The organism is Aurantimonas sp. A2-1-M11 (assembly GCF_036549475.1).
Lineage (GTDB): Bacteria > Pseudomonadota > Alphaproteobacteria > Rhizobiales > Rhizobiaceae > Aurantimonas.
Map to the genome: position 1 here is coordinate 422 of NZ_JAZHLI010000047.1, position 15858 is coordinate 16279.

Consider the following 15858-nt stretch of genomic DNA (forward strand, 5'->3'; position numbering starts at 1 on the left):
CCGGTGCGGATCGAGGCGATGGAGGTGACCACATGGCCGATGGCGGTTTCCAGCGCCGCGACGCTGGCATTGAACTTGGCGCGGATCGGCTCGAACTCGGCCGCCACCTTGTCCTGCATGCGCACGGTCAGGTCGCCGGCCGACAGGCGCTCGAAGCCGACCTCGACAATGCCGACGAAGGCCCGCAGGTCTTCCGCCTTGGCGTCGTCCAGCGCGGCCTGGCGCTTGGCGGCCTCGTCCTGGCTGATGCGGGATGCCTCGGCCTGTGCGGCCAGCTCGTCGCGCTCGATGGCCGCCTGCTTGAAGGCCGCGACCGCCTCGGCCATCTCGCCGATCTCGTCGTGGCGGCCGACCGCAGGAATCTCGACCGTCTTGTCACCGGCTGCCAGACGCCGCATCGCGTCCGTCATCCTGTTGATGGGCCGCGAGATCGAGCGGGCCAGCGGAATGGCGCAGGCAATCAGCATGGCGAACAGCAGCGCAAACCAGAGCAGCGCCTTGTAGACTTCGCCCATGAACTGGGTGTTGAGATCGTCGACATAGAGCCCGGTGGCAACCGTCCAGTCCCACGGGGCGAACAGCTGTGCGTAGGAGAGCTTGGCGGAGATCTCGTCCGATCCCTTCAGCCGCGCCCGGTAATAGGTCGTGAAGCCGCCACCCTTGTGCGCGTTCTCGACCATCTCGCGGTTGTAGAAGACACCCTTCACATCCTTCGACGTGAACGAGTCCGTGCCCTGAAGGTTGGGATCGGGATGCATCACGCGCGTGCCGTCGGCACTCATCATGAACAGGTAGTCGTTCTCTCCGAAGCGGATCGGCAGGGCGGCTTCGCGGGCCCGGTCCTGCGCCTCCTGAAGCGTCAGTTCACCCGATTCGACCCTTGCCTGAAAGCCGCCGAGCATCGAGATCGCGCTGTCGACCTGCGAGATGATCAGGTTCTTCCGATCGTTCCAGATCGTCTGGTGCAGCGAGTAAAGCTGGAGGGTCATCGCGGCGATACTGGCAACGGCTGCCACAGCGATGAGGGCGGACAGTTTCCGACTGATAGAAAAATTCATGATGTTCCCGCTGCGACCCCTGCGGCCTGTTCCTGAGCTCCCGGTACTCCATGGCAGGCGAATCAAGAATATTCGGTTTACGGAACTGTTTCCGACCGCCCGGCGCCGCTTTCCGCAGCGACCATCCGGCCGATCGTCCCGAACCGCTCGGCGGGTGCCGTTGCGGAGCCGGCGCCTCGTCCTGCGCAGCAAGGGGACGGAAGCCGGGCGATCCGGCTGGAACACCTCCCGGCTTGCGGTGCCGCCCTGGGCGGCGGGCACGGCGGCGCCGGGAAGGAACCGTTGACGCGAGGGCGTTCGATCGTCAGGCGCCGCAAGGGGAGAGCGGTGGCGTCGATCCGTCGAATCCGGCGGACAGGCAAGCGCCGGGCATGGCCGCAGCCGCCGAACCGGCCTTGCGCCAGCCTTCGACCCGCCATGGCGCGGGGCCGGCGGATCGGGTAACGCTGCCCCGATGAGCAAGCTCTTCTCCGTCCTCTTCCTGCTGCTGATGGTCGTGCATCTGATCCGGCCCCTCGGCGTGCCGGGGCTGCGCAAGCGCGGCGACTTCTGGAAGCTCGCGCTGCTGGGCATCTTCACCTTCATGCTGACAGTGCTGATCCGGCCGCAATAGGCCGCCGCCCCGCAGAAGGCCGCTGCGCCAAGTTGGGGGCGCCCAATCCGGACCATCTTGACGGATGCCGCGGCGCGGTCGCAACGTCGCGCATGGACCCGCAAGTCAGGGCCCGCGAGTCAGGGGATGGAACGTGCCAGACAAGAAGCCGCTCAGCCTGCACGTGCCGGAGCCCGAGGTCCGGCCGGGCGGCACGCCCGATTTCAGCGGCGTCAAGATCGCCAAGGCGGGCACGGTCCGCCGTCCACCGGTCGACATCGACCCGGCCGAGATCCGCGATCTGGCCTATTCGATCATCCGCGTCCTCAACCGGTCCGGCGAGGCGGTGGGCGAATGGGCAGGCACGCTGACCGACGACGAGCTCCTGGCGGGGCTGAAGACGATGATGCGGGTGCGGGCCTTCGACCGCCGCATGCTGATGGCCCAGCGCCAGGGCAAGACCTCCTTCTACATGCAGTGCCTAGGCGAGGAGGCGATCGCCTGCGCCTTCCGCAAGGCGCTGGCGCCCGGCGACATGAACTTTCCCACCTATCGCCAGCAGGGGCTGCTGATCGCCGACGACTATCCGCTGGTCGACATGATGTGCCAGATCTACTCCAACCGCCGCGACCCGCTGAAGGGCCGGCAACTGCCGATCATGTATTCGTCCAAGGCGCACGGCTTCTTCTCGATCTCGGGCAATCTGGCGACCCAGTTCGTCCAAGGCGTCGGCTGGGCGATGGCCTCGGCGATCAAGGGCGACCACCGCATCGCCGCCGCCTGGATCGGCGACGGCTCGACGGCCGAGAGCGACTTCCATTCGGCCATGGTCTTCGCCTCGACCTACAAGGCGCCGGTGGTCCTCAACATCGTCAACAACCAGTGGGCGATCTCGACCTATCAGGGCATCGCCCGCGGCGGCTCCGGCACCTTCGCGGCGCGCGGGCTCGGCTTCGGCATTCCCTCGCTGCGGGTCGACGGCAACGACTATCTCGCCGTCCACGCGGCGTCGAAATGGGCGGTCGAGCGCGCCCGTCGCAATCTCGGGCCGACGCTGATCGAATGGGTCACCTATCGCGCGGCGGCCCATTCCACCTCCGACGATCCCTCGGCCTACCGGCCCAAGGAGGAAACCGACGCCTGGCCACTGGGTGATCCGGTCAAGCGTCTGAAGAACCATCTGATCCTCACCGAAGCCTGGAGCGAGGAGCGCCACGTCCAGGCCGAGGCCGAGATCGACGCCGAGATCCTGGCCGCCCAGCGCGAGGCCGAAACCCACGGCACGCTGCACACCGGCCCGCGGCCCTCGGTGCGGGACATGTTCGAGGGCGTCTACGAGGAGATGCCGCCGCATCTGCGGCGCCAGCGCCAGCAGGCGGGGTATTGACGATGGCTGCTGGGATGCTGGTCGGCCGCGCCCCGGACGGCGCCGCATGCAGGAAAGGTTGCTGACGCCATGGCGCGCATGACCATGATCGAGGCGATCCGCGACGCCCATGCGGTGAAGATGGCGGAGGACGACAATGTCGTCGTCTTCGGCGAGGATGTCGGCTATTTCGGCGGCGTCTTCCGCTGCACGGCCGGGCTGCAGGAGCGCTTCGGCAAGAACCGCTGCTTCGATGCGCCGATCAACGAGAGCGGCATCGTCGGCACCGCCATCGGCATGGCCGCCTACGGGCTGCGGCCGGTCGTGGAGATGCAGTTCGCCGACTATGTCTATCCGGCCTACGACCAGATCGTGTCCGAGGCGGCACGGCTGCGCTATCGCTCGGCCAGCGACTTCACCGCCCCGATGGTGGTGCGCATGCCCACCGGCGGCGGCATCTTCGGCGGCCAGACCCATTCCCAGTCGCCCGAGGCGCTGTTCACCCATGTGGCGGGGCTGAAGACCGTGGTGCCGTCCAACCCCTACGACGCCAAGGGCCTTCTGATCGCCGCCATCGAGGACAACGACCCGGTGATCTTCCTGGAGCCCAAGCGTCTCTACAACGGGCCCTTCGACGGCCATCACGACCGGCCGGTCACGCCCTGGTCGAAGCATCCGCTGGGCGAGGTGCCCGAGGGCCGCTACACCGTGCCGCTGGGCAAGGGCATAGTGCGCCGCGAGGGCGCGGGCGTCACCGTGCTGGCCTATGGCACCATGGTCCATGTCGCCCTGGCGGCGGCCGAGATGGTCGGCGTCGATGCCGAGATCCTCGACCTGCGCACGCTGGTGCCGCTGGACCTGGAGCTGATCCAGCAATCGGTGGAGAAGACCGGCCGCTGCGTCGTCGTGCATGAGGCGACGCTCACCTCGGGCTTCGGCGCCGAGCTCTGCGCCCTCGTGGAGGAGACCTGCTTCTATCACCTGGAGGCGCCGATCCTGCGGGTCGCGGGCTGGGACACGCCCTATCCGCACGCCCAGGAATGGGACTACTTCCCCGGTCCGGTGCGGGTCGGGGCGGCGCTCAGACAGGTCATGGAGGGCTGATCATGGGCACCTACACGATCAAGCTTCCGGATGTGGGCGAGGGCGTCGCCGAGGCCGAACTCGTCGAATGGCACGTCAAGATCGGCGACGTCGTCCGCGAGGACGCAGTGCTGGCCGCCGTGATGACCGACAAGGCCACCGTCGACATTCCCTCGCCGGTGGACGGCACCGTCGCCTGGATGGGCGGCGAGATCGGCGAGACCCTGGCGGTGGGCTCGCCGCTGGTCCGACTCACCGTGGCGGGCGAGGGCGGCACCAACGAGCCCGACGAGAACACCGACGACGTCGTCGTGGCGACCGGCGACGCGCCGCGTTCGCCATCCGCCGAGCCGGCGCCCGGCCCGGACGACCGCAAGGGCGCCGCGCATGACGACGCGCCAGCGGACAGGGGCAAGAAGGCTGAAGATAAGCCGGCGAAGTCACCCGGCGGCGGCGATGGTGTGGGGGCTTCGAGCCCGCGGCCTGCGGGGCCCCAGGCGCAACGCCCTGCGGGCACGGCTCCGATGCGCAAGCCGGGCGAGCGCCCACTGGCGTCGCCGGCCGTGCGGCGCCGGGCCATGGAAGCCGGCATCGACCTGCGCCGGGTGTCGGGCAGCGGCCCGGCGGGCCGGATCGGCCGGGACGATCTCGACGCCTATGTGGAAAGCGGGGGCGGCGAGCCGGCCGCGGGCGGCGGCCTGCAGGCCGACACATCCGTCACCGAGATCAAGGTGGTCGGGCTGCGGCGGCGCATCGCCGAGAAGATGGCGCTGGCCAAGAGCCGCATCGCCCACATCACCTATGTCGAGGAGATCGACGTCGAGGCGCTGGAGGACCTGCGCGCCGTGATGAACCGCGACCGCCGCGACGACCGGCCGAAGCTCACCCTGCTGCCGTTCCTGATGCGCGCCATGGTCATCGCCATCCGCGACCAGCCGGCGCTCAATTCGCTCTATGACGACGACGCCAACGTCCTGCACCAGCATGGCGGCGTCCATATCGGCATCGCGGCGCAGACCGGTGCCGGGCTGGTGGTGCCGGTGGTCCGCCATGCCGAGGCGCGCGACGTGTGGAACTGCGCGGCCGAACTCGCGCGCCTCGGCGAGGCGGCCAAGTCGGGCTCCGCCAGGCGCGAGGAGCTGTCCGGCTCGACCATCACCATCACCTCGCTGGGCGCCATGGGCGGCATCGTCACGACGCCGGTGATCAACCATCCCGAAGTGGCCATCGTCGGCGTCAACAAGATCGAGGTGCGGCCGGTCTGGGACGGCACGCGCTTCGTGCCGCGCCGGCGCATGAACCTGTCCTCCAGCTTCGACCACCGGGTGATCGACGGCTGGGACGCCGCCCGCTTCGTCCAGCGCATCAAGGCACTTCTGGAGACCCCCGCGATGATTTTCGTCGAGGAGCGGCCATGACCGACATCTCCTGCCAGCTCCTGGTGATCGGCGCCGGCCCCGGCGGCTATGTGGCCGCGATCCGGGCCGGCCAGCTCGGCCTCGACACGGTGATCGTCGACGACCGCAAGCCGGGCGGCACCTGCCTGAACATCGGCTGCATCCCCTCCAAGGCGCTGATCCATGCGGCAGACGAGTATTTCCTGATGCACGAGGCGGCCCGCGGCGCCGCCATCCCCGGCATCACCGCTGCCGAGCCGGGCCTCGACTGGAGGCAGGTGGTCGACTGGAAGGACGGCATTGTCAACCGGCTGAACAATGGCGTCACCGGCCTCCTGAAGCGGGCCAAGGTGAAGCTCGTCTCCGGCCGGGCCCGGTTTCTGGACGGCAAGACGGTGGAGGTCGAGGGCGAGACCGGCACCCAGCGCATCGCCGCCGAGAGCGTCATCATCGCCACCGGCTCGGTGCCGGTGGAACTGCCCATGCTGCCCTTCGGCGGCAAGGTGATCTCCTCGGCCGAGGCGTTGAGTCTCGCCGCACCGCCGCCGCGGCTGACGGTGGTCGGTGGCGGCTATATCGGCGTCGAGCTCGGCACCGCCTTCGCCAAGGCCGGCTCGAAGGTGACGATCGTCGAGGCGACGGCGCAGATCCTGCCGCTCTATGACGGCGATCTGATCCGCCCGGTGCGGGCGCGCCTGGACGCGCTCGGCGTCGAGATCCTGACCGAGGCGAAGGCCATAGGGCTGGCCGGCGAGGACGGCGACCTCGTCGTGGAACTCGCCGACGGCTCCGAGCGGCGGCTCGCTGCCGACCAGATCCTCGTTACGGTGGGGCGCAGGCCCCTGACCGACGGCTGGGGCCGGGAGGAGCTGGTGCTGGAGATGGACGGGCCGTTCCTTCGGGTCGACGAGCAGCGCCGCACCGCCATGCGCGGGATCTACGCCATCGGCGACGTCTGCGGCGAGCCGATGCTCGCCCACAAGGCGATGGCCGAGGGCGAGATGGTGGCCGAGATCGTCGCCGGCGCGCGCCAGGCCTGGGACAAGCAGGCGATCCCGGCGATCTGCTTCACCGACCCGGAAATCGTCACGGTCGGCCTGTCGCCGGACGACGCCAGGCATGCCGGCTACGAGACGAAGATCGGTACATTCCCGTTCCAGGCCAATGGGCGGGCGATGACACTGAATCGCGACGACGGCTTCGTGCGCGTCGTGGCGCGGGCCGACAATCATCTGGTGCTCGGCATCCAGGCCGTGGGCGCCGGCATATCGGAACTTGCGGCCGCCTTTTCCCTGGCGCTGGAGATGGGCGCCTGCCTGGAGGACATCGCCGGGACGATCCACGCCCACCCGACCCAGGGCGAGGCGTTCCAGGAGGCGGCCTTCAAGGCGCTGGGCCACACCATACACGTCTGAGCGGGGGCGGACGGCCCCGCTCGTTGCCCGGCGGTTTGATACGGCGTGCCTGCTGGTGTAGAGACCCGCCTTTCGGGACGACACCACGCAAGGCCGGACATCATGGATCGCATTCGCATTCGCGGCGGCAACGAGCTCAACGGGACGATACCCATCTCGGGCGCCAAGAACGCGGCGCTGCCGCTGATGATCGCCTCGCTGCTCACCGACGACACGCTGACGCTGGAGAACGTGCCGCATCTCGCCGATGTCGAGCAGCTGATCCGCATTCTCGGCAATCACGGCGTCGACTATTCGGTGATCGGCAAGCGTATCCGCCAGCAGCCGGGCCTTGGCCGCACCATCCATTTCGACGCGCGCAACATCGTCGACACCACCGCGCCCTACGAGCTGGTCTCCAAGATGCGGGCGAGCTTCTGGGTGATTGGGCCGCTGCTGGCGCGCATGCACAAGGCCAAGGTCTCGCTGCCGGGCGGCTGCGCCATCGGCACGCGGCCGGTCGATCTGTTCATCGACGGCCTGCGCGCGCTGGGCGCGACGATCGACATCGACGCCGGCTATGCGGTGGCCGAGGCCAGGGGCGGCCTCGTCGGCGCCCGCTTCGTCTTCCCCAAGGTCTCGGTCGGCGCGACCCACGTCCTGATGATGGCCGCGACGCTGGCCAAGGGCCAGACCGTCCTGGAGAACGCCGCGCGCGAGCCCGAAGTCGTCGATCTGGCCACCTGCCTGAACGCCATGGGCGCCAGGATCGAGGGCGCCGGCACCGGCACCATCACCATCGAGGGCGTGTCGGCCCTGTCGGGTGCGCGTCATCGCGTGCTGCCGGACCGGATCGAGACCGGCACCTATGCCATGGCCGTGGCGATGACCGGCGGCGACGTGACCCTGACCGGGACCAACGCCCAGCTCCTGCAGACCGCGCTCGGCAGCCTGAAGGGCGCCGGCGTGACCGTCGAGCCGGTCGAGGACGGCATCCGGGTCTATCGCAATGGCGGCGGGATCTCGCCGGTCGATGTCCGGACCGACCCCTATCCGGGGTTCCCGACCGACCTTCAGGCGCAGATGATGGCGCTGATGACGCGCGCCGAGGGCACCTCGCACATCACGGAGACGATCTTCGAGAACCGCTTCATGCACGTGCAGGAACTGGTGCGCCTGGGCGCGCGGATCTCGCTGTCGGGCCAGGTCGCGACGATCGAGGGCGTCAAGCGTCTCGTCGGCGCGCCGGTCATGGCGACCGACCTGCGTGCGTCGGTGTCGCTGGTGATCGCCGGCCTCGTGGCCGAGGGCGAGACGACGATCAACCGCGTCTATCACCTCGACCGCGGCTTCGAGCGGCTGGAAGAAAAGCTGGGGGCCTGCGGCGCCGACATCGAACGGGTCTCTGCCGGTTGAGGATCGTCGCGCCCGGCGCCCGCGCCGGACCGATGCGCACGGCGCGCCCCTTGGCACCTGTAATCATCGGACGCATATTGCTTTTTTTCGCGTTTGCCCCGATCTAAGGCACCGATCCCCATTTCGTCGCCGCATCCGTGCGGCGGTCCGTTCCGTCGCGAAGCCTGACGCTTGGCGCCCTCACACACCATCAAGGCACGACATCATATGGCAAAAGAAGAAGTTCTCGAGTTTCCCGGCACCGTGACGGAACTGTTACCCAACGCCACCTTCCGGATCAAACTCGAGAACGAGCACGAGATCATCGCCCACACGGCGGGCCGGATGCGCAAGAACCGCATCCGCGTCCTGACCGGCGACAAGGTGCTCGTCGAGATGACGCCCTACGACCTGACCAAGGGTCGCATCACCTACCGCTTCAAGTAAGTCGGCGAGGGCATGGATACCAAAGCGGCGCGCCCCGTGCTCGTTCTCGCCTCCGGGTCGCCCCGGCGGCTGGAACTGCTCGCCCAAGCCGGCATCGAGCCGGACCGTCTGCTGCCGGCCGATCTCGACGAATCGCCGCTGCGCAACGAGCATCCGCGCTCGCTGGCCAAGCGGCTGGCCAAGGCCAAGGCCGAACAGGCCGTGCGCGCCCTGCGCGAGCTCGACGTCGCCGGGCCGCGCTTCGTGCTGGCCGCCGACACGGTGGTCTCCGTCGGCCGGCAGATCATGCCCAAGGCCGAACTCGCCGAGGACGCGATCGCCAATCTGCGCACGCTCTCGGGCCGCACGCACCGCGTCTATACCGGCGTCGCCCTGGTCGGGCCGAGCGGCTCGCTGCGCCAGCGACTGATCGAGACGCGCGTGCGCTTCAAGCGGCTGTCGCGCGAGGACATCGACTGCTACATCGCCTCGGACGAATGGCGCGGCAAGGCCGGTGGCTATGCCATCCAGGGCCTGGCCGGCACCTTTGTCGTGCGGCTGATCGGCTCCTATACCAGCGTCGTCGGACTGCCGCTGTACGAGACGCTCTCGCTTCTGGCCGGTGAAGGCTACGACATCCACCACCGGTGGAAGGCCGCGACGGGCCAGACGGAAACGGCATGAACGCCATCGGCGCGAAAGTGACGCCGCTTCGCCCGAAACGGCGCTGCCCCGAATGCGGCAATGTCTCGGACCGGGCCAGCTATCCGTTCTGCTCGCCCCGCTGCAAGGCGATCGACCTCAATCGCTGGCTCAGCGGCAGCTATGTGATTCCCGGCACGGAAGAAGAGCCGTCCGATTCGCCGACCGGCGAGGAAGACTGACGCGTCTCTCGCCTGCCGCCGCGGCGCTTGCCCTATTTCGCGACCGAGCCGACCAGCACGGCATTGCCGTCCTCGACCCGGTTCCAGCGGCCCGGATCGGCGACGCTCTGGCGCTTCAGGAACCGGTAGGGCGCGTCCCGCCAGGCCACGACCCGGCGATCGAGATTGTCGAGGACGAATTCGCCGCGCTGGGTGCGCAAGGTGAGGATGGCATGGCCCTCGCCGTCGCGCTTGCGCACGACCGTCAGAAGCAGATTGCCGAGGTCGATGCCCTCGCGCTCGTTGAGGAGCTTGCGCTTGAGCAGCGCGTAATCCTCGCAATCGCCCTGGTTGGCATCGGACGGATAGGTCCAGCGCTCCTCGACGCCGTAGAGTTCGCGGTCGGACTTCGCCTCGACGCGGCGGTTGATCTCTTCGTTGAGCTGCGCGATGGCCCCGATGAGTTCGGGTGTCAGCGTAACCGGCTCGACGGTTCGGGCGGCGGCCTCTCCCCCGGACGGCCGGCATTCGTCGGGATGGCTGTGGCAGAACAGGCGATGCCCGACCGGCGGCGAGGTGGTGTCGCCGACGACCATGAACGGCCCGCGGGATTCCGCTTGGGCGGAACCGGTCTGTAGTGTCAGGCAAAGCAATATCGTGGCGCCGATTGCGCGAATATAGCCCATTCGTACCCCCTCCGGACGAACAACCCTCTGTGTCGTGATGGTGTTTGCGATGCGGAAAACTGTCAACGCAGGTGGCGTTGCTGCGGCGCATCATCTGCAAGCCCGACGCAAGTTTGCGGACGGCAGACGGCAGAAATTCCAGGGAAACAGGCGTTTGGCGGCCGAAGGGGCCGGGCTATGACTCGGAAAACAAGACGGTTTTCAGGTTACGACTACAAGATTGTGACATTCTCACAACAGTCGTGGCCCGTCGCGAGGGAAGGCCTTCCCGGGAGGGAACCTTTACGCTCCGTCCCGGCTCGCGGCGACGAGATCGGCCGCCGCGCGGCCGATCAGGGCCAGATCCTGCGGCCGCGACAGGCGGTGGTCGCCGTCGCGCACCAGGGTGATGATCGTGCCGGCGAAGGGCAGATGGGCCACCAGTTCCATTGCATGGGTATAAGGCACGTCCTTGTCGGCCATGCCCTGGATGATCGTGACCGGACAGTCGGTCTCGATCAGGTCGGTCATGACGAGGTTCTGCCGGCCGTCCTCGAACAGGGCGCGGGTGTAGAGGTCCGGTTCCGGCGAATAGTCCGAAGGCTTGGTCAGGAACCCGTCGCGCGCCAGCGCCTCGCGCTGCGCGGCGTCGAGATTGGGCATCATCAGCCGCTCGGTGAAGTCCGGCGCGGGCGCGAGCAGCAGCATGCCGGCGATGCGGCGCCTGTCGCCGGCGGCGCGCGCGATCTGGGCGAGGCGCAGCGCGATCCACGCTCCCATGGAGGAGCCGACGAGAATCACCGGCCCGGTAACCGCCGCGTCGAGTACGGTCCTGGCATCCTCGACCCAGCGCCCGATGGTGCCATCCTCGAAGCGCCCGCCGGATTCGCCATGGCCGGAATAGTCGAGACGGCAGAAGCCGAGACCCTCGCGCTGCGCAAGTTCCGCGAGGAACTCGGCCTTCGTGCTGCGCATGTCGGAACGGTAGCCCCCGAGCCAGACGAGTGTCGGCGAGTTGCCCTGTCGGGTGCGATAGGCGATGCGCCGTTGGTCATCACCGACGGACAGGAAGTGCGGCGGGTCGATGGGGTGCTCTGCGGTCATGGGGCGGTCCGTCCTGGTGATCCGTGCGGCAGAAATGTCCCGGCCAGATGAGGCCGGCGCATTTTCTGCGCTGCCGGGGCGTGCCAATTGGCACCGTCGATGCTATATACGGCCTCTTGAAGGATCCGCATCGTGGTGATCGTCGATCGGTCCCGGCCATTTGTTCGGGAACCCGGTCCGATGCCGCGTGTTGTCCCAAAGCCGTCTTGCGTCGTCAACAACAGGAGTCAACGACCATTCGCAGACCATTCCGTGCACCACCGACCCAGAACACGGGACCGCGTTCCAACAAGGATATTCGCGTTCCTCAGGTCCAGCTGATCGATGCCGACGGTGAAAACCGCGGACCGACCGCGACCTCAGAAGCGCTTGCGATGGCCGAGGAGGCCGGGCTCGATCTCGTGGAGATCGTGCCGACCGCCAACCCGCCGGTTTGCAAGATTCTCGACCTGGGCAAGCTGAAATACGAGACCCAGAAGAAGTCGGCCGAGGCGCGCAGGCGCCAGAAGACCATCGAGGTCAAAGAGATCAAGATGCGTCCGAACATCGACGAGCACGACTACGAGACCAAGATGAAGTCCGTACGTCGATTCTTCGACGAGGGCGACAAGGTGAAGGTGACCCTGCGGTTCCGCGGTCGCGAGATGGCGCACCAGGAACTGGGCATGCGCCTGCTCAACCGGGTCCGCGAGGAGACGGCTGAGATTTCCAAGGTCGAGGCCGAGCCGAAGCTCGAGGGCCGTCAGATGATGATGGTGCTGGCGCCCCGCGCCTGATCCGCTTCTGACGAACAGACAAGAGCCGGCGCCGTCGTGGCCGCCGGCTTTTTCGTGTCGCGACGTTGCCGCAGACGCTGGGCTGGACGCTTCAAGATCAGGGTCAGGCGATGTCCCGTCGCGCGCAAAAACTCTCGCCGCTGTCGCCGATGATCGCCAGGAGGCTGTCGCGACGGCTTGGTGTTGCGCCAGGCGGGGATGCGAGGCCGTCCTTTCCGTCGCAGGGCAGCAGCGTGACCGGCAGCGGCTCGCCCTGCCGCAAGCCTTCGACCAGCGTGGCTTCGCGATCGCTTTCGCCGCCGAGGATCCGGTCGATCGCGCGGGCGAGGCGCAGGCGATCCTTCAATCCGGCGGCACGCAGGATCCGCGTCTCGCCCGGCGGCACGAAGAACCGTTGCGTCGACAGGAGGTCGTCCGCCGCGGTGTTGGCCGCCAGGATGGTCCGGTTTCGCGCCACGAGGGCGATTCCGAAGGGCAGAGGGTCCCAGCTCGCCTCGATCACCGAGCGCCCCGGCTGGTCGGGCGTGCCGAGGCAATGGGAAACGAGGAAGGCCCGGCGCAATGCGTCCCCATGTCGGCGCAGCAGGGAATGCGCGGCGGCGGCATGACGCTCCTTCAGCTGGTCCGGACCCTCGGCAGTGAGGACCCAGGTCCAGGGTGCGCGGCGATGCAGGACGAGGCGGTCATCCATCCGGGCAGGTTCGGCACGGATGGCGCGGAAGCGCCCGGCCGCGGGATGTCGAAGAGGGTGCCGGGAGCGAGATCGGCCGTGGCGTCAGGCAGTCCGGGATCGCGGACCGAGCCGTGCTGCCGGGGCGGGCTCTGCGGCGGAGCGCGTTCGAGACCGTCCCTGCGGTCTGTCGACAGACGGCGGAGCCTGGCCCTGGCGCCCGGGAACATCTCGTCGATCGCCTGCGTCACCAGCGACCAGTTTTCCCGGCTGCAGGACGCACACGCCAGCAGCGTTTGCAGCTCGTCGAGACGATGCGGGAAGCGAATGAGGGTCATTGCCATCCATATTCGTGCCCAGCCAAGGATTCCACCCCGCTGGACGCTTGGCAACTCACTCAGTGAGGGAAAGCGCCTGCCGGGTCTTCGGGCAGGTAGCCTGTCTGCCGGCCTCTTGTCGGGACGGCAGATCGGGCGCACGCACTGCCGGGCGGTCTTGCGCACGCGGCCGACTTTGCCTATAAGCGCGACGTTCAGAAGCGAACCGGCCGGCAGGGCATGCCGTGGCGGTTCTCAATGCTATCGCGACACCGTCGAGAGGACGAGGCGCGGCGATCGGGAAACCGGTTGCGCGCGCATGGTCGCGAGCCTCACCAAGGAGAGCAAAATGCCCAAGATGAAGACCAAGGCCAGCGCCAAGAAGCGCTTCCGGATGACGGCCTCCGGCCGCGTCAAGGCAGGCGCCGCCGGCAAGCGCCACGGCATGATCAAACGCTCCAACGACTTCCTGCGCGACGCGCGCGGCACGATGATCCTGTCCAAGCCCGACGAACGGATCGTCAAGATCTACATGCCCTACAACCGCTGAACGGTGCGGGTTTCAGAGAATTCAGGAGACTAGATCATGGCACGAGTGAAACGGGGCGTAACGTCCCACGCCAAGCACAAGAAGGTTCTCAAGCAGGCCGCCGGTTTCTACGGCCGCCGCAAGAACACCATCCGCGCCGCCAAGGCCGCCGTCGACCGGTCGAAGCAGTATGCAACCCGCGATCGCCGGGTGAAGAAGCGGAATTTCCGCGCCCTGTGGATCCAGCGCATCAATGCCGCCGTCCGCGAGCACGGCATCACCTATGGCCGCTTCATCGACGGTCTGAACAAGGCCGGCATCGAGGTCGACCGCAAGGTTCTGTCCGACATCGCGATCCACGAGCCCGAGGCGTTCGGCGTGCTGTGCGAGCAGGCGAAGGCATCGCTGGCCTATCTCAAGGACAGCGAGTTTGACGGCGCCTACGAGCGCGCCGTCGGCGAGAAGCGCGCGGCCTGAGGCAGCGCAATTCTGATTGCTTACGGGCCCGCGCCGCACTGCCGCGCGGGCCTTTTCATGTCAGCGGGTCCGATGACGCCGCACCCGGGCCCGTGCGAACGGGGCATGCGGCGGTTTGTCGCCCGGCATTAAGCAGCATGGGAGTTGAGGATGAGCGATCTTCAGGAACTGGAAGCCCATCTCTCCGAACAGGTCGCCGCCGCCGCCGACGAGGCCGCGCTGGAGGCGATCCGGGTGGCCGAGCTCGGCAAGAAGGGCCGCATCTCCGAGCTCCTGAAGGGTCTCGGAAAGATGAGCCCGGACGAGCGCCGCGTCGAGGGGCCGAGGCTGAACGGCCTGCGCGACCGCGCACAGGCGATGGTGACGGCGCGCCGCGAGGAACTCGCCGACGCCGCGATCGCCGTGCGGCTGGCCGCCGAGCGGGTCGACGTGACCCTGCCGGTGCGCCCCAGCCCCGCCGCGCGCGGCCGCATCCACCCGATCAGCCAGGTGATCGACGAGATCACCGCGATCTTCGCCGACATGGGCTTTGCCATCGCCGAGGGGCCGGACATCGAGACCGACCACTACAATTTCACGGCGCTGAACTTCCCCGAGGGCCATCCGGCCCGCGAGATGCACGACACCTTCTTCCTGAAGCCGGACGCCAGGGGGGGGCGCAAGGTGCTGCGCACCCACACCTCGCCGGTGCAGATCCGGACCATGGAGACGACCAAGCCGCCGTTGCGCATCGTCATTCCGGGGCGCACCTACCGGCAGGATTCCGACGCCACCCATTCGCCCATGTTCCACCAGGTGGAAGGCCTCGTCATCGACAAGTCGGCCAATGTGGCGAACATGAAATGGGTGCTGGAGGAGTTCTGCAAGGCGTTCTTCGAGGTGCCGTCCCTGAACATGCGGTTCCGGCCGTCCTACTTCCCGTTCACCGAGCCGAGCCTGGAGGTCGACATCCAGTGCGACCGGTCCAATCCGGGCGAGGTGCGGTTCGGCGAGGGCTCGGACTGGATGGAGATCCTGGGCTGCGGCATGGTGCATCCCAACGTGCTGCGCCATGGCGGCCTCGATCCCGACGAATACCAGGGCTTTGCCTGGGGCATGGGCATCGACCGGATCGCCATGCTGAAATACGGCATGCCGGACCTGCGCGCCTTCTTCGAGTCCGACGTGCGCTGGCTGGAACATTACGGCTTCCGCCCGCTCGACATGCCGACCCTGTTCGGCGGCCTGTCGACGTGACATTGATGACCGTCGCCGCATCCTCCGGGATCGGCGGCGGGCCGTTCGCCCCGATCGTCCCGAAAGAGCAGGAGCCTTCGCCATGTCGGCACGCATGACCGTCCTCGAAGTGATCGCCGTCGTGGCCGGCGCGGTGATCGGCCTTCTGGCGCTCGACTTCGCCAGCTGGCTGTTCGCCGACACCGGCTTCCTCACGCTCCTGGCCTCGCCCGGGCGCATCGTCGTGGCGCTGGTGACGGTCGGCCTCTTCGCCTTCTACTACCGCTCCATGTCGCAGACGCCCGCGGCGCTGGCCTCCTTCTTCACCGGCGTCGGCCTGCCGGCGCTCATCGACCGCTTCGGCTTCGATTCCCTGCTGTCCTGGGGATCGCTGCTGTTCCTCTACGTGGTCTTCGCCATCGTCGCGCTGCTGACCTATCGCTTCGTCCATGCCACGGCGCTGGCGCGCAGCGTCGCCGAGGACATCGCCGGCACGGAGCGCCGCGACCTCTGAGCCCCGCGCCGAGTGCC

General features: G+C 67.9%; 18 protein-coding genes. 14 read left to right on the forward strand and 4 right to left on the reverse strand.

The features are described 5' to 3' along the window. A partial coding sequence (locus tag VQ042_RS18145; RefSeq protein ID WP_331821727.1) for a cache domain-containing protein occupies window positions 1-1058 on the reverse strand: 1058 nt, incomplete at its 3' end. Window positions 1059-1512: 454 nt separating this feature from the next. On the opposite strand from VQ042_RS18145, the gene VQ042_RS18150 reads away from it, so the two are divergent. From VQ042_RS18150 to yacG, 9 genes are all read left to right on the forward strand, one after another. After that, window positions 1513-1671 (forward strand): hypothetical protein, encoded by a 159-nt coding sequence (locus VQ042_RS18150; RefSeq protein ID WP_331821728.1) that lies wholly within the window; start codon window positions 1513-1515, stop codon window positions 1669-1671. A gap of 133 nt (window positions 1672-1804) precedes the next feature. After that, complete coding sequence (locus VQ042_RS18155) at window positions 1805-3037, forward strand: 3-methyl-2-oxobutanoate dehydrogenase (2-methylpropanoyl-transferring) subunit alpha (RefSeq protein WP_331821729.1); 1233 nt, start codon at window positions 1805-1807, stop codon at window positions 3035-3037. Between the two features lie 69 nt (window positions 3038-3106). Then, complete coding sequence (locus VQ042_RS18160) at window positions 3107-4120, forward strand: alpha-ketoacid dehydrogenase subunit beta (RefSeq protein WP_331821730.1); 1014 nt, start codon at window positions 3107-3109, stop codon at window positions 4118-4120. A gap of 2 nt (window positions 4121-4122) precedes the next feature. Then, window positions 4123-5517, forward strand: a complete 1395-nt coding sequence (locus VQ042_RS18165; RefSeq protein ID WP_331821731.1) for a dihydrolipoamide acetyltransferase family protein — start codon at window positions 4123-4125, stop codon at window positions 5515-5517. Further along, window positions 5514-6911: a dihydrolipoyl dehydrogenase gene (gene lpdA, locus VQ042_RS18170; protein ID WP_331821732.1), complete on the forward strand. Its 1398-nt coding sequence runs from the start codon at window positions 5514-5516 to the stop codon at window positions 6909-6911. Before VQ042_RS18165 ends, lpdA begins: the two co-directional genes overlap by 4 nt. A 102-nt stretch (window positions 6912-7013) precedes the next feature. After that, complete coding sequence (gene murA / locus VQ042_RS18175) at window positions 7014-8306, forward strand: UDP-N-acetylglucosamine 1-carboxyvinyltransferase (RefSeq protein WP_331821733.1); 1293 nt, start codon at window positions 7014-7016, stop codon at window positions 8304-8306. A gap of 207 nt (window positions 8307-8513) precedes the next feature. Next, window positions 8514-8732, forward strand: coding sequence for a translation initiation factor IF-1 (gene infA, locus VQ042_RS18180; RefSeq protein WP_024349579.1), 219 nt, complete (start codon window positions 8514-8516; stop codon window positions 8730-8732). Between the two features lie 12 nt (window positions 8733-8744). Continuing rightward, a complete protein-coding gene (locus VQ042_RS18185) occupies window positions 8745-9395 on the forward strand; it encodes a Maf-like protein (protein ID WP_331821734.1) in 651 nt (216 codons plus the stop codon). Beyond that, complete coding sequence (gene yacG, locus VQ042_RS18190; protein WP_331821735.1) at window positions 9392-9595, forward strand: DNA gyrase inhibitor YacG; 204 nt, start codon at window positions 9392-9394, stop codon at window positions 9593-9595. Before VQ042_RS18185 ends, yacG begins: the two co-directional genes overlap by 4 nt. A 32-nt stretch (window positions 9596-9627) precedes the next feature. Here yacG and VQ042_RS18195 read toward each other — a convergent pair whose 3' ends face one another. Together VQ042_RS18195 and VQ042_RS18200 are read right to left on the reverse strand one after the other, a co-directional pair. After that, complete coding sequence (locus VQ042_RS18195; RefSeq protein WP_331821736.1) at window positions 9628-10260, reverse strand: transglutaminase-like cysteine peptidase; 633 nt, start codon at window positions 10258-10260, stop codon at window positions 9628-9630. Window positions 10261-10542: 282 nt separating this feature from the next. Continuing rightward, window positions 10543-11343 carry an alpha/beta hydrolase gene (locus VQ042_RS18200; protein ID WP_331821737.1) on the reverse strand — a complete coding sequence of 267 codons (801 nt, stop codon included), beginning with the start codon at window positions 11341-11343 and terminating at the stop codon, window positions 10543-10545. A gap of 236 nt (window positions 11344-11579) precedes the next feature. On the opposite strand from VQ042_RS18200, the gene infC reads away from it, so the two are divergent. Next, window positions 11580-12119 carry a translation initiation factor IF-3 gene (infC, locus tag VQ042_RS18205; protein ID WP_331821761.1) on the forward strand — a complete coding sequence of 180 codons (540 nt, stop codon included), beginning with the start codon at window positions 11580-11582 and terminating at the stop codon, window positions 12117-12119. 103 nt (window positions 12120-12222) lie between these two features. On the opposite strand, the gene VQ042_RS18210 is transcribed toward infC, so the two are convergent. After that, window positions 12223-12810 (reverse strand): hypothetical protein, encoded by a 588-nt coding sequence (locus VQ042_RS18210; RefSeq protein ID WP_331821738.1) that lies wholly within the window; start codon window positions 12808-12810, stop codon window positions 12223-12225. Between the two features lie 645 nt (window positions 12811-13455). On the opposite strand from VQ042_RS18210, the gene rpmI reads away from it, so the two are divergent. The 4 genes from rpmI (at window position 13456) to VQ042_RS18230 (ending at window position 15841) form a co-directional block, all read left to right on the forward strand. Next, the gene (gene rpmI / locus VQ042_RS18215; RefSeq protein ID WP_331821739.1) at window positions 13456-13656 is read left to right on the forward strand and encodes a 50S ribosomal protein L35; all 201 of its coding nucleotides are present in this window, start codon (window positions 13456-13458) and stop codon (window positions 13654-13656) included. A 36-nt stretch (window positions 13657-13692) separates the two neighbouring features. Then, window positions 13693-14112: a 50S ribosomal protein L20 gene (gene rplT / locus VQ042_RS18220; protein WP_331821740.1), complete on the forward strand. Its 420-nt coding sequence runs from the start codon at window positions 13693-13695 to the stop codon at window positions 14110-14112. Between the two features lie 150 nt (window positions 14113-14262). After that, the gene (gene pheS / locus VQ042_RS18225; protein ID WP_331821741.1) at window positions 14263-15348 is read left to right on the forward strand and encodes a phenylalanine--tRNA ligase subunit alpha; all 1086 of its coding nucleotides are present in this window, start codon (window positions 14263-14265) and stop codon (window positions 15346-15348) included. An 82-nt stretch (window positions 15349-15430) separates the two neighbouring features. Then, entirely contained in the window at window positions 15431-15841 is a 411-nt protein-coding gene (locus VQ042_RS18230; protein ID WP_331821742.1) for a hypothetical protein, read from the forward strand. The last annotated feature ends 17 nt before the right edge of the window (window positions 15842-15858 follow it).

Bases quoted from the DNA above. Each gene is read 5' to 3' on its own strand.
- yacG (WP_331821735.1), top strand. From the start codon at position 9,392: ATGAACGCCATCGGCGCGAAAGTGACGCCGCTTCGCCCGAAACGGCGC.
- VQ042_RS18165 (WP_331821731.1), top strand. From the start codon at position 4,123: ATGGGCACCTACACGATCAAGCTTCCGGATGTGGGCGAGGGCGTCGCC.
- VQ042_RS18150 (WP_331821728.1), top strand. From the start codon at position 1,513: ATGAGCAAGCTCTTCTCCGTCCTCTTCCTGCTGCTGATGGTCGTGCAT.
- lpdA (WP_331821732.1), top strand. From the start codon at position 5,514: ATGACCGACATCTCCTGCCAGCTCCTGGTGATCGGCGCCGGCCCCGGC.
- VQ042_RS18160 (WP_331821730.1), top strand. From the start codon at position 3,107: ATGGCGCGCATGACCATGATCGAGGCGATCCGCGACGCCCATGCGGTG.
- VQ042_RS18200 (WP_331821737.1), bottom strand. From the start codon at position 11,343: ATGACCGCAGAGCACCCCATCGACCCGCCGCACTTCCTGTCCGTCGGT.
- murA (WP_331821733.1), top strand. From the start codon at position 7,014: ATGGATCGCATTCGCATTCGCGGCGGCAACGAGCTCAACGGGACGATA.
- rplT (WP_331821740.1), top strand. From the start codon at position 13,693: ATGGCACGAGTGAAACGGGGCGTAACGTCCCACGCCAAGCACAAGAAG.
- VQ042_RS18185 (WP_331821734.1), top strand. From the start codon at position 8,745: ATGGATACCAAAGCGGCGCGCCCCGTGCTCGTTCTCGCCTCCGGGTCG.
- VQ042_RS18195 (WP_331821736.1), bottom strand. From the start codon at position 10,260: ATGGGCTATATTCGCGCAATCGGCGCCACGATATTGCTTTGCCTGACA.
- VQ042_RS18230 (WP_331821742.1), top strand. From the start codon at position 15,431: ATGTCGGCACGCATGACCGTCCTCGAAGTGATCGCCGTCGTGGCCGGC.
- pheS (WP_331821741.1), top strand. From the start codon at position 14,263: ATGAGCGATCTTCAGGAACTGGAAGCCCATCTCTCCGAACAGGTCGCC.
- infA (WP_024349579.1), top strand. From the start codon at position 8,514: ATGGCAAAAGAAGAAGTTCTCGAGTTTCCCGGCACCGTGACGGAACTG.
- rpmI (WP_331821739.1), top strand. From the start codon at position 13,456: ATGCCCAAGATGAAGACCAAGGCCAGCGCCAAGAAGCGCTTCCGGATG.
- VQ042_RS18210 (WP_331821738.1), bottom strand. From the start codon at position 12,810: ATGGATGACCGCCTCGTCCTGCATCGCCGCGCACCCTGGACCTGGGTC.